The organism is Methylophaga thalassica MP, from assembly GCF_000214595.1.
In the GTDB taxonomy this organism is placed as follows: domain Bacteria; phylum Pseudomonadota; class Gammaproteobacteria; order Nitrosococcales; family Methylophagaceae; genus Methylophaga; species Methylophaga thalassica.
Genome location: NZ_AFIG01000001.1, coordinates 1,991,134 through 2,003,683 on the forward strand (window position 1 = coordinate 1,991,134; position 12,550 = coordinate 2,003,683).

11 protein-coding genes are annotated in these 12,550 nt (G+C 44.5%); all 11 read right to left on the reverse strand.

From position 1 onward, the window contains the following. Window positions 1-10: 10 nt before the first annotated feature. The 11 genes from tldD to MAMP_RS09360 all read right to left on the reverse strand — a co-directional run bounded on the left by tldD (window position 11) and on the right by MAMP_RS09360 (window position 12,537). Window positions 11-1,453, reverse strand: coding sequence for a metalloprotease TldD (tldD, locus tag MAMP_RS09310; protein WP_007145779.1), 1,443 nt, complete (start codon window positions 1,451-1,453; stop codon window positions 11-13). Between the two features lie 47 nt (window positions 1,454-1,500). Next, window positions 1,501-5,313, reverse strand: a complete 3,813-nt coding sequence (locus MAMP_RS09315; RefSeq protein ID WP_007145780.1) for a YhdP family protein — start codon at window positions 5,311-5,313, stop codon at window positions 1,501-1,503. A gap of 7 nt (window positions 5,314-5,320) precedes the next feature. Beyond that, entirely contained in the window at window positions 5,321-6,793 is a 1,473-nt protein-coding gene (gene rng, locus MAMP_RS09320) for a ribonuclease G (RefSeq protein ID WP_007145781.1), read from the reverse strand. Further along, window positions 6,790-7,368 carry a Maf family protein gene (locus MAMP_RS09325; RefSeq protein WP_007145782.1) on the reverse strand — a complete coding sequence of 193 codons (579 nt, stop codon included), beginning with the start codon at window positions 7,366-7,368 and terminating at the stop codon, window positions 6,790-6,792. The genes rng and MAMP_RS09325 overlap by 4 nt, the downstream gene beginning before the upstream one ends. Then, a complete protein-coding gene (rlmH, locus tag MAMP_RS09330) occupies window positions 7,365-7,835 on the reverse strand; it encodes a 23S rRNA (pseudouridine(1915)-N(3))-methyltransferase RlmH (RefSeq protein ID WP_007145783.1) in 471 nt (156 codons plus the stop codon). Before rlmH ends, MAMP_RS09325 begins: the two co-directional genes overlap by 4 nt. Further along, window positions 7,832-8,188 (reverse strand): ribosome silencing factor, encoded by a 357-nt coding sequence (gene rsfS / locus MAMP_RS09335; RefSeq protein WP_007145784.1) that lies wholly within the window; start codon window positions 8,186-8,188, stop codon window positions 7,832-7,834. The genes rlmH and rsfS overlap by 4 nt, the downstream gene beginning before the upstream one ends. Before the next feature lie 75 nt (window positions 8,189-8,263). Then, a complete protein-coding gene (locus MAMP_RS09340) occupies window positions 8,264-9,088 on the reverse strand; it encodes a YdcF family protein (RefSeq protein WP_007145785.1) in 825 nt (274 codons plus the stop codon). Further along, window positions 9,081-9,755 carry a nicotinate-nucleotide adenylyltransferase gene (gene nadD, locus MAMP_RS09345; RefSeq protein ID WP_007145786.1) on the reverse strand — a complete coding sequence of 225 codons (675 nt, stop codon included), beginning with the start codon at window positions 9,753-9,755 and terminating at the stop codon, window positions 9,081-9,083. Before nadD ends, MAMP_RS09340 begins: the two co-directional genes overlap by 8 nt. Then, on the reverse strand, window positions 9,736-10,992 hold the full coding sequence (locus MAMP_RS09350) for a glutamate-5-semialdehyde dehydrogenase (protein WP_007145787.1): 1,257 nt from the start codon (window positions 10,990-10,992) through the stop codon (window positions 9,736-9,738). The genes nadD and MAMP_RS09350 overlap by 20 nt, the downstream gene beginning before the upstream one ends. After that, entirely contained in the window at window positions 10,993-12,036 is a 1,044-nt protein-coding gene (gene holA / locus MAMP_RS09355) for a DNA polymerase III subunit delta (protein ID WP_007145788.1), read from the reverse strand. It abuts the gene before it with no gap. 3 nt (window positions 12,037-12,039) lie between these two features. Continuing rightward, a complete protein-coding gene (locus MAMP_RS09360; RefSeq protein WP_007145789.1) occupies window positions 12,040-12,537 on the reverse strand; it encodes an LPS-assembly lipoprotein LptE in 498 nt (165 codons plus the stop codon). Window positions 12,538-12,550 lie beyond the last annotated feature (13 nt).

A 12,550-nucleotide genomic window follows, 5' to 3' on the forward strand; every position in this document is an offset into this window, starting at 1 on the left:
TATTTTAAATCTAAGCTGTTCCACCAACAGTTAGTGCATCAATTTTCAGAGTAGGCTGTCCCACCCCTACAGGTACACTCTGTCCTTCTTTACCACAGTTACCCACACCGGTATCAAGTTCCAAATCGTCAGCAACCATTGATATGCGTTGCATGACTTCTGGTCCGTTACCAATGAGTGTTGCCCCTTTTACAGGTGTGGTGACTTTACCGTTTTCAATGAGATAGGCTTCACTTGTCGAGAAAACAAATTTGCCAGAGGTAATATCGACTTGGCCACCGCCAAAATTAACGGCGTAAATGCCTTTCTCGACAGAAGCAATAATCTCTTCTGCTTTATGCTCACCAGGCAGCATGTAGGTATTCGTCATGCGAGGCATCGGCAAGTGCGCGTATGACTCTCTGCGTCCATTACCCGTACTCGTGCTGCCCATAAGCCGTGAATTATGCTTATCCTGCATGTAACCTGTTAGTTTGCCCTTTTCGATCAAGGTAGTGAATTGGGTTTCCACTCCTTCATCATCCACATTCAATGAACCTCTTCGTGACGGCATGGTGCCATCATCGACGACCGTACACAAAGGAGAGGCCACCTGCTCACCCATTTTCCCTGAGAACGTGGATGTACCTCGTCGATTAAAGTCACCTTCTAAACCATGACCAACGGCTTCGTGTAATAAAACTCCTGGCCAACCATTACCGAGTACGACGGGCATTGTCCCCGCTGGAGCAGCAACGGCTTCTAAGTTAACTAAAGCCAATCTGACCGCTTCTTTTGCATAATTAACAGCCAGACTATTTTGTTGGAAGTAACGATAATCCATTCGACGTCCACCACCAGCACTACCACGCTCACGGCGTCCATTTTGCTCAACAATCACACTGACATTCATACGAACAAGAGGTCTGATATCTGTGGCATATGTGCCATCACTTGCGGCGATCAACACTGTATCAATACCACCTGCCAGACTCACACTCACTTGTTTAACACGAGGATCAGCGGCTCTTGCTGCAGCATCTGCTTCTCGTAATAAGTTGAGCTTTTCAGTCACGGTCAACGCGAGGATAGGATCATCCGGGGTATACAGTACGGGAGATTGCTGTTTTGTCCAGACGGCGACAGATTGTTGAGAACCTTGTCTGGAAATTGCCTGAGCCGCCTTAGCTGCCTTTTGTAAAGCAGGCAAAACCAGGTCATCTGAATAAGCAAAACCCGTCTTCTCACCACTACAGGCTCGGACGCCAACACCTTGTTCAAGATGATAACCACCGTCTTTAATAATGCCGTCTTCTAACACCCAGTTTTCTTGTCTGGACTGTTGAAAATACAGATCGGCGTAATCGACACCAGCGGTCATTGTCGTTGCTAATGCATTTTCCAAATCAGTGTCTGTTAAACCAACAGGAACTAAGAGTTGCTGTTGAACTTTTTCGGGAATCGAGGCGCTCATCAATAAAGAATCATCGTTTGTTTAGGATGGGCACATGATATCAGATTCTACTGCTGAGCTGGATTCATAACATTGAGTTTAGGGTCACTCCAAGGTCCAGTCAGCTTGTAACTATAGCTGATTAGGTTAATTACATCCCTATCCAATACACTGCCTGCGATTTTATCAAACAGCAAGATGGCGGTACCTACGCCAAGCCCCACTGGACCACCGGCGACAGCCCCAGCGATAGGCAAGGTCGACGACACTTTAGGTGTGACTTTAACGACTTGATTATAGGTCTGATTAACCATATCAATAGGGCCTTTCATTTCAATCACAGCCGAATCCCCTTGCATGGTCAGATCATTGGTTGAAGCGATACCATTGTCAAACTGAAAATGGCCTTTGATACTGCTGAAATCAAAGCCGCCACCGAACAGGTCACTAAAATCCAGAGATAATCGCCGTGGGATAGCGGCAATGCTGAGTAATCCAAAAATTCTGCCCGCAGCACCAGGTTCGACTTCTAGCAAACTTCCCCGACCTACAGACAAATCTAATTTGCCATTTAGACTCTGACGAGAAAATGACAAGGGATCATGGCTCCAACTCAGGTCAGCATTCACTTTGACCTGCTTAGCTGCAATCACTTTCTGATAATTAAAATGGTCGAGTAATGCTTTTAAGTCATCACTTTCAATACCCAGCACAAAATGACTTTGATCACCAGACTCCGTTTTTTGCCATTCTCCAGTCGCAGATGCCTTCATGGCCGCTGATGATAATGATGCAGTTTTTATTATCCATTGATTTGGTGTTGTCTGTGCTTCCAGGTCTAACTGCCCCAAATCAAGATTGTTAATCGTCAATGAGTTAATTGCCAACTTAATAGGCGGCCATAAATCAGCCGGCTGCTTATTCTTCTCTTGCTCGTTCTCATCCTCGTCATTTACGTTTAGCTTAAGATACTCAAGACTCACATCAAGAGGTGCCGAATTATTGATATCCTCCGGCACACTCACAACGCCTTTTACTTGAGGTGAGCTTAAATCTAGTAACCATTTAGAATCGGTTTGTTTACCTTTAATAAGTAAATTATCAAGCGACTGGTCTTTCAGTTGAAGTTTAGCCAGCCGGATGTCAAGACTATCAATTTTATCGAGCAATGATGGTCCAGTTGTTTCAGGCAAGCTGTCTTGCCAGTCTAACCATGGCTGAATATCCAGATTGTTAATCACTCCGGCGACTTGTAAACCGCTAAGCGATTCGTTAGCGGCCTGACCGCCCAGCATAATTTGCCCAGAAATTTCACTATTTTTATCAGCATAAATGGCAGCCTTTAACCAGTCTGCATAATGGATGTTATACATAAGGCCATCACTTTTCTCATGCATCACAGCCTGAAGCCGGACAGGCTCTGAGACCGTTTTTCCCAATGGCTTGGGTGCATCAATCTGAATACCTTGTAAATCACTGGTGACTGTGACATTGAGTTCAAAATTACCCGGTTTCGGTTCACTGATGGCAATTCCTGTTGAATAATCACTTTCTCCACGGACAAATGCAGGCACGGCACCTGGCCATGTGTTATTGAGTGCTGCAACAGCTACTCTGCCATTGATATCAACATAGGTTTTTGCTTGTTCAGTTTTCGCATTAATGACTATGGGCTCATTAAAGGCTGTCGCCGTGATTTTTTCTGCTGATACACCGTCATTACTGAACAGAAGACGACCGTTAATATTACCTATTTCCAGCCCTGCTATGGCTTTGGTCGTCAAAGCACTTTGATTAAAACTGACATAACCTTTGGCCTGGGTATTATCAGGGTCCACTAATGGCACGGTTAAATCTAATTGAATATTGCTTTGTCCCTTGGCCTGGAGCCAGTCATCAACACTGCCAAAGCGTGACTTTAATGGACTCTTTTTCAAAAAAGCTAAGGCATTACTGGTCGAACCATTTAGTGTGCCACTGACTTTCAGAATCGGATTACTCCTAACGAGATTACTGATAGTGGTGGTAACTTTATTAAAGTTAAAACCCGCTATCTGTCCGGACTCACTCTGAATGAGCAAATTATTACCCTGACCTTCCACTGTGCCATTAACATGCATTAAGTCAGGCCAGCCAGGGCCATAATGCAACTGAACATCTTCGACGTTCAGTTGCATATCAAACTTACCTTGATCAGGTTCAGTATCAAAAGGAAAGGCTGCCGGGTCACCTTTCATCACAATCGTGCCAGAACGAATAATACCCTGCTGAAAAGCATCAGCTGACCACTTTTCAAAGTCGTCGGGCAAAATTCTTTTAGGCACATACTGTCGCCATTTATTTGCGGCAATATCCTGCAATGTCAAGGTTAAGTCGGTATCGGTAACACCCTTTATCTGTTCAACTTCGCCACTAAGCAGAATATTTAAATCATCGTTCCAGATTTGTAATGCATCTGTATTCACCGCCCACTCATTATCTTGTTTATGCCAACGTATTTTGCCTTTGATCGAATCAAACAAAACAGAATCTGGCAGCCAGGTATCAGCGTAAATGGCGCTTGCTCGGCTATCCAGCTCAAGTGTGCCTTTATTTTTATCCTTATCAATGGAAAAACTTAGGTCATTAGCACCTGGGTAGTCCTGCCAAGGTAAGAAAGAAACACCACTGGCTTTCATGGCAAGCTTATCCAATCCTGACTGCTCAGAATAAGCAAAAGAGACATTTTGCAAATCACCTGCGGGTTTTGTATTCACCAAAACAGCCGGCATATCATTCATCAATAACGCTAGGGAAGTAATGTCACTCAAACGAATAAATGAAGCCTTTCCTGACAATTCACCATTTGTTTCTTGTTTTATATCAAAAAAAGTCGTGGGCCATTCTTCACCCGCCATTTTAATTTGAACTTGTTTACCCTGTAATTGCCACTGCTTATCAGCATAATCAAGTTGAAAATGCCCCATCAGCTGTTCAAGGCTCACCTCTGTGAACTCATCATCAGGTTTGGACGAAGACAAGGTAGCATCAGTCAGCTCCAACTCAAGTCCCGCCAGCAAAGCTTGTTGGCTTGCTTTCTGTACGTTTAATGTGGCGGTTAATAGTCCGTCATCTAATTTAGCCCCTCTGTATGCGCGTTTTTTCAGTAATTTGCCCAGAGAAACCTCATCAAGACGTAACAGCCCCTGCCAGGAAGTAATATTTAGTGCATCATTAATTTGGGCGGTTGCTGATAACTCAAGACTATTCCCCAAAGTCTCAGGGAGTGCTAACGTGGCTTCAGAAATGAATTGTTGGTTATTAAATCGTAGTGATGCCTGTTCGATAATGTACTGACCAGACAGTGCAGGTTCATTATCATCTTTGTATTGGACCTGCACATTCGCTAAACGTGAATGCTTGAGTCTGGTTAACCAGTTAAAAACCGTTTGGATATTATCGTCAGAAAGCGGTTGCTGTGATTGATGCTGATAGCCTTTTACCCGGAATTGACCATCCGTTGTATGTTCTACCTTTAGTTGGGCATTACGAATACTGGCATCCGCTATCATCAACTCGCCACTGCGAACAGATGAAAAGACGTCTACCGCCAGATAAACTTGGCCAGCCTGGAAAATGGGCGTATCCCCTTGTTTCGTCAATACCTTTAGCTGACGAATTTCAAGTTTGGGGATGAGGTCCAGCCAATACAGGCCAGCTTCTTCGATTTCTACAGGGTAACCACTTTGCTGAGACGCCCAGCTGGCAATTTCATCTTTTCGCTCGGCAACCTGATCTGACAGCCAGATAGCGGTTATCAGTAATAAAAGCCCCAACGTGATCGAAATCGCGGTGAGATAAAATAATTGCCGTCCGGCAATATGCAGGCTGCGCTTTAGCATCAAATACCTACATTAAAACCACGTTGAACTGCTCACGGCCATATTGCGGTTCACACTGGAATAATATGGGCTTACCGATATGGTGTTCTAAGTCAGCTACTTTCGTAGAGTCCTCATCATTCAGACGGTCAATCACGTCTTGTGAAGCCAGAATAAGAAACTGTTTGGTCTCATACTGTTTAGACTCACGTACAATCTCACGGAATATTTCATAACATACCGTTTCAACATTTTTGGTGTAGCCTTTACCTTCACAGCAAGGACAGGCTTCGCACAGAATGTGACCTAAACTTTCACGAGTTCTTTTTCGTGTCATCTCCACCAGACCAAGCTCTGATACCGCACTGATGTTATGACGTGCCCGATCTAACTGCATGGCTTTTTCTAAGGCACGTAAGACTTGCTCACGGTGGCCAATTTCATCCATATCAATAAAGTCGATAATGATGATTCCGCCCAGATTGCGTACCCGTAACTGGCGGGCAATGGCATGCGCAGCTTCGAGATTTGTTTTGAAAATGGTTTCTTCCAGATTTTTATGCCCAACAAAACCGCCGGTATTTACATCCACCGTTGTCATGGCTTCCGTTTGATCAAAAATAAGATAGCCGCCAGATTTCAACGGTACCTTACGCTGCAATGCTTTCTGGATTTCATCTTCCACGCTGAACAAATCAAATAGCGGTAAATCGCCTTTGTAATGCTCAAGCCGAGCGGCACACTCAGGCATAAACCCCTCAGCAAAATGCACGGCTTTATGAAATGTTTCTTCAGAATCAATACGAATTCGGTCAATATCTGCAGAAAATAAATCACGTAATGCGCGCATTGCAAGCGATAGATCTTCATGTAGAGGCTCGCCGCACTTGACGAGTTGTTTGCGTTCTTGCAGTTTCGCCCATAATCGGTAAAGAAATTTGAGATCAGCCTTTAATTCAGCTTCTGATACACCTTCTGCTGCAGTCCGCAGAATATATCCACCGGCACCTTCTTCTAGCAGATCAATCAAACAGGTTTTTAGTCGTTCACGTTCCTGCTCTGTTTCAATTTTTAATGAAACGCCAATGCCTTCCGTTTCCGGCATATACACTAAATAACGTGATGAAACCGAGAGTTGCGTGGTAAGACGCGCCCCTTTTGTGCCCATTGGGTCTTTAATGACCTGAACCAGGATCTCCTGACCTTCACGTAACAAACTACTGATAGTCGGCTCAACACTGGGGGCTTCTTTCAGATCACCGGTCTGGCCTTTAGGTATTGAAATGTCTGATACATGTAAAAACGCCGCTCTTGAAAGGCCAATTTCAACAAAAGCCGCTTGCATGCCAGGTAAAACGCGACACACCTTTCCTTTGTAAATATTCCCTACTAAACCACGATATTCATTACGCTCAATAAATACTTCTTGAAGTAGTCCATTCTCAACTACAGCTGCACGGGTTTCACTCGGCGTCACGTTGATCAATATTTCACTACTCATTGGTCATCCATTGTTAATAAAAGTTGTCCCGTTTCCCTGATGGGTAATCCCATAATGCCAGAATAACTGCCTTCTATATGCTCGATAAACAAAGCAGCCAGGCCTTGTACCGCATAACCACCGGCTTTATCGACACCTTCTTTAGTGTTGACGTACCAGAGAATATCCTTTTCTTTCATCTCAGTGAAGCGAACATCATTTACAGAAACTAAGCTTGATATCGAATTTTCTTTTGCTAATGCAATCGCCGTCATTACCTGATGCGTTTTACCCGATAACATTTTTAACATGCTTATCGCCTGCTCATCATTCTCGGGTTTACCCAAAATAGTGTTATCAACGACAACGGCAGTATCAGCAGCCAGCACAGGCTTTTTATCAGCGGCTAATAACAAACCTCGTCCCGTTTGTGCCTTTAACTTAGCAATACGACTCACATAATCAAGCGGGAGTTCGTTGTCAAAGACAGATTCATCGACATCTGGATTGATGACAGAAAAGTCCACGCCCATCTGTAATAACAGCTCACGTCGTCGTGGTGAACGTGAAGCAAGATAAATTGACGGAAAATTCATGATCGATGATAGGGATGATTCTGCAGGATAGTCCAGGCTCGATAGAGTTGTTCAGCTAATACAATACGCACCAGTGGATGAGGCAAAGTCATTGCAGATAAAGACCATTTCTGATTAGCGCGCTGTAAACAACTCTGATCCAGTCCATCTGGCCCACCAATCATTAAAGCAACATCACGTCCATCTGTCAGCCATTGCTGCATTTGTGATGATAAGACTTCGGTACTCCAACTTTGACCGGTCACTTCCAATGCCACCACGTGCTGATTATCTGGAATCGCAGCCAGAATTCGCTGGCCTTCTTCTTTCTTCCACTGTTCTGGCTGCGCATTTTTCGTTCGGCGTGCAGGCGTGATTTCTGTCAGTTGTAACCCACATTCCCGAGGCATTCGTTTGCTGTATTCTTCATAGCCCTCAGTCACCCAGCCTGGCATTTTATTGCCAACAGCGACGAGATTTATTTTCATTCCCGCTCAGCCGATGCCTGTTCACTCTGTGCTGGTACAGTCCATAGTTTTTCGAGGTTGTAGGTCAGACGCGTTTGCGGAGTCATGATATGTGTAATCACATCCCCTAAATCTACCAGCGCCCATTCGCCTACTGTTTCCCCTTCAACCCCTAGAGGTTGTACACCTGCTGCTTTTGCTTGCATGACGACTTCATTTGCTAAGGCTTTCACCTGACGACTTGATTTACCTGTGGCAATAATCATGATGTCTGTCACATCAGTCATTTCTTTTACGTCCAGTACCTGGATATCTTCTGCTTTAATGTCTTCGAGAGCATCGATGACCAGTAATTTTAGTTGTTCTGCCTGCATTGGGCACTCCATTTAATCTATCTGTTTCATAGTGTAACGTAAGGGCTTATTAATATCCCGATTATTACGTATCAATTAGTCTTTTTTATCAACGCTTACAGTTGCTTGCGGAAACCAGCTTTGTGTTTTTCCGGTGGCGTAATAAACCACCAGGCCAAGCCATTCATGGCAGGCTGTTTCCAACACCGCCAGATGTGCTGATAAATCAAAATCCCAATAGCGATTATTGGGTTTGTCACTCCGGTAATCCACTGGGTATGGAATCACATTGATATGCTGTTGCTTAGCGACACCTACCGCTCTGGGCATATGAAAAGCTGATGTGACCAGTATGTATCTGCCAGCGGGTTTCGGAAGTAATGGTTTTATTTTTTGGAAATTCTCATAGGTATTACGCGCCTGCGTTTCAATAATTACTCGTGCTGGCTCCACCCCCGCCTGCGAAAGCAGCTTCTTAGCAACTTGTCCTTCACTATCCAGATCTTGCATCTGTACCAAATTACTACCACCAGTCACAATTATCGGCAATGTTGGATACTGTTGTGCTAACTCAGCTGTTTGTAAAATTCGTTCCGCACCATCGCCAACCTGTGGCGCTTGCCAACTGTCCGATAATTTTAATTGTTCTGCACCCCCCAGCATAATAATGCCTGCTAAGGGTTCAGGCATTTGTTCTGGTACCGAAAAACGGGTTTCCAAAGGGTGTATTAAATAATCACCGACCGGATAGCCCATCACGATAAACGACACAATACTCATCAAGAGTAGTAATTTTTTAGCCTGTCGAACGTAATTGAGCCAGAGTAGCAACGTGACAAAAACAAGCAGCCAGACCATTAAGCTTGTCGGGCTGAGTAATCCCCACACCAGTTTTGATAAAACAAAAAACAGATTATCCATCTGTTGCTGAAGCTGATGATATTTGAGAGTAAAGACCTAATTGCTCAATCAGGCTGATCACGGCATCCGGTAAAAGATAACGTACATCCCGACCTTGTTCTAATGCCTCACGAATCGCGGTTGCTGAAATCGACATTTGTGTCACAGGCACCGACCAAATTTTGCCCGCGTTTAATTCAATATCCGCCGGTTCAGCCTGATGTTTATCATAAAAAGCCTGAAGTTCATCGCTTAATAAGAACGCCTCATCGGCCCGCTGCATCACGACAATATGTGCTAAATCAATGATTTCCTGCCACCGTGACCAACTGGGTAAGCTACAAAACGCATCGGTTCCCATTAATAGAAACAGTGGTGTGTCAGGGAAGTCTTCTCGCAGGCTTAACAAGGTATCAACCGTATAGGAAGGCCCTTCCCTGCTCAGTTCACGATCATCAACAAGCAGTTTGGGATGGTTCTTGATCGCCAGTTCCAACATCATACGGCGCTGTTTTGCATTGGCAACGGGTTCGATACGATGCGGCGGTATGGCACACGGGATTAGGCGTAGCTGATCCAGGCTTAACTGCTCAACGACATCTAACCCAGTACGTAAATGACCAAAGTGAACAGGATCAAAAGTGCCGCCTAAAATCCCAATTGCTGGTTTATTTTCTGATCTGACCACTGCCCAATACTATCCATTTTTGTGACGTCAAACCTTCAAGCCCTACTGGACCGCGAGCATGAATTTTATCTGTGGAAATACCGATTTCAGCACCAAGTCCATACTCAAATCCATCAGCAAATCGTGTCGATGCATTCACCATCACCGAGCTGGAATCCACCTCAGCCAGGAATTGTCTTGAACGCTGATAGTCCTGAGTGATAATGGACTCAGTATGACCCGAACTATGCCTGTTGATATGCGCTATTGCTTCATCAATATCATCGACAATTTTAATTGATAAGATAGGGGCCAAGTACTCAGTATCCCAATCTTCGGCTGTTGCTTTATTGATATCAGTCAAAATCTGTAAAGTGCGCTCACAGCCTCTTAACTCAACACCTTCTTCAGCGTATTTCACGGCTAAACGAGGTAAAATGGCATTCGCTTCATCAGCCGCCACAAGCAATGTTTCCATCGCATTACACACGCCATAACGATGGCATTTTGCGTTAATCGCTATGGTTTCAGCCATATCCAGATCAGCACCTTTGTCGATATAGACATGACAAATACCATCCAGATGTTTAATAACAGGCACTCTGGCATCTTGGCTGATACGTTCGATCAATCCTTTACCACCTCTTGGTACGATAACGTCCACATATTGTGACATGGTAATCAAGGCGCCTACAGCGTCACGGTCAGTGGTTTCAACGACTTGAATAACGGTCTCAGGTAAACCAACCAGGTTCAAACCTCGTTTAATGCATGCAGCAATCGCTTGATTAGAATGAATCGCTTCACTACCACCTCGTAAAATAGTGGCATTACCTGATTTCAGACATAATGCAGCGGCATCAGCGGTTACATTCGGACGTGACTCATAAATAATGCCAACGACTCCGAGAGGCACACGCATTTTGCCTAATTGAATGCCTGAAGGGCGATACGTCATATCACTCACTTCACCGACAGGATCAGCCAAAGCGGCAATTTGCTCCAAGCCTTCAGCCATGGATTCAATGCGAGCATCCGTTAATGTCAGGCGATCTAATAAAGCAGCATCCAGTCCTTTCTCTTGCCCTGACTTCAAATCACGGGCATTTTCCTGCTTTAATAGTTCGGCATGAGCGCGAATATCTGTCGCTATCGCCAGCAGTGCTCGGTTTTTAATATCTGTACCCGCGCTCGCGAGCTTGCGACTGGCTAGCCGAGCCTGCTGACCTAATGTGTGCATGTACTCAACAACGTTCAATTAAGCACTCCTTTCCAATATATTGGTTTTTATGTCTATGCCAGAAGCACTCAAACAAAGTGTTTCCAAAAGACGCCAAGGACAGTTTTTTGTTATCCCTTTCGCAGCCTGGTCGATATCAGACATTTGCTGTAAGAAGAACTGCCAGCGACTGTGGTTATAGCGTTCGATAGCTTGTCGCATTACCGCTTTGTTTTTATCCCAAACAGGAGGTTTTTGAGAAGCAAAGACACGTTCAATCTGTTCGCCTGCAGCCACTTGAGCAGCCATATCAACCACACGCTGTAATGACCAATTTACCGCAGAAAAAACAGCCAGAATATCAACACCTTCGGCGCGTAAACGGGCTATTATACGTGGGATTCTTGCATACTGTCCTGCAAATACAGCATCCATAAGTCCAAAAGCCTCAAACTTGGCATTGTCAGCGACTGATGCCAACACCAAAGCTTCATCAATTTGACCATCAAGACTCAGCAAGGAAAGCTTTTCAATTTCTTGTGCTGCAGCAAACAAGTTACCTTCCACTCGTTCTGCAATAAGTGTAGCAATTTTAAGATCAGCCTTCAGTCCCTTTGCTTGCATTCGTTGTGCGACCCACTGTGGAAGTTGAGCCAGAGCAACAGGCCATATCGGCAGTGTCACTCCAAGATTATCCAGCTCAGTAAACCATTTTGCTTTTTGTGATCGGGCATCAATTTTGCCACTGATAATTAACAGTGTTGTATCTTGTGGTGGGTTGGCTGCAAACTTGCGTAGAGCCTCACCACCCTCCTTGCCAGGGCTTCCGGAAGGCAGACGGATTTCGATCAAACGCTGACTAGCAAATAAAGATAAGCTTTGTTCCTGCCATTTAATTTGTGCCCAATCAAAGCGACCTTCAACGCTCCATACTTCACGTTCATTGGCCCCAGCCTGACGAATATGTTGACGGATAATATCCGCCGACTCTTCGATCAGAAGCGCTTCTTCCCCGAATAATAAATAAACAGGTTTTAATGAAGCCGATAAATGATTGCTTAACTGTTCCAGTCTTATCCGCATGGTTTACTTCAGTGCTGATAAGCGTCTCAGCACATTCTGAACCATCTGTTTATTCAAATCATCGCGAATAACGGTCTGTTGTTCGTCCATAGCTAATAGTTGATTACGATCAAACTGATAGTCACGTCTGGCCTGAACTGTAATCACATCACTCATCGGTTCACCGCTTGGCGAAGAGACTTTGAAAGAAAAACGGGTTTCCAACTCATACTCTGTGACTTTGGCATCTGAACCAACAGACAGTACGTTCTGATCAAACACATTTTCCACAACGGTCATCACAGCAGCACCTTCTTTATAAGTATCCAGTACCTGGATACCATTGCGCGTCAAGGCACGTTTTAGCTGCAAGCCAAATGAATCTTGTCGTATGTTCAGACCTTGTATGTAGATGGTTTTTAACGATTCGGGCACATTGGCTTCACCTCGTAGATGAAAACCACAGGCTGTCAGTGTCAGCATCAAGATACCGGTCATCAAACTCATCAATACACGATTCATTTTCATATCCTTA

Coding starts and splice junctions, on each gene's coding strand:
- rng (WP_007145781.1), bottom strand. CDS start 6,793: ATGAGTAGTGAAATATTGATCAACGTGACGCCGAGTGAAACCCGTGCA.
- MAMP_RS09340 (WP_007145785.1), bottom strand. CDS start 9,088: ATGGATAATCTGTTTTTTGTTTTATCAAAACTGGTGTGGGGATTACTC.
- MAMP_RS09315 (WP_007145780.1), bottom strand. CDS start 5,313: ATGCTAAAGCGCAGCCTGCATATTGCCGGACGGCAATTATTTTATCTC.
- tldD (WP_007145779.1), bottom strand. CDS start 1,453: ATGAGCGCCTCGATTCCCGAAAAAGTTCAACAGCAACTCTTAGTTCCT.
- MAMP_RS09325 (WP_007145782.1), bottom strand. CDS start 7,368: ATGAATTTTCCGTCAATTTATCTTGCTTCACGTTCACCACGACGACGT.
- rsfS (WP_007145784.1), bottom strand. CDS start 8,188: ATGCAGGCAGAACAACTAAAATTACTGGTCATCGATGCTCTCGAAGAC.
- rlmH (WP_007145783.1), bottom strand. CDS start 7,835: ATGAAAATAAATCTCGTCGCTGTTGGCAATAAAATGCCAGGCTGGGTG.
- holA (WP_007145788.1), bottom strand. CDS start 12,036: ATGCGGATAAGACTGGAACAGTTAAGCAATCATTTATCGGCTTCATTA.
- MAMP_RS09360 (WP_007145789.1), bottom strand. CDS start 12,537: ATGAATCGTGTATTGATGAGTTTGATGACCGGTATCTTGATGCTGACA.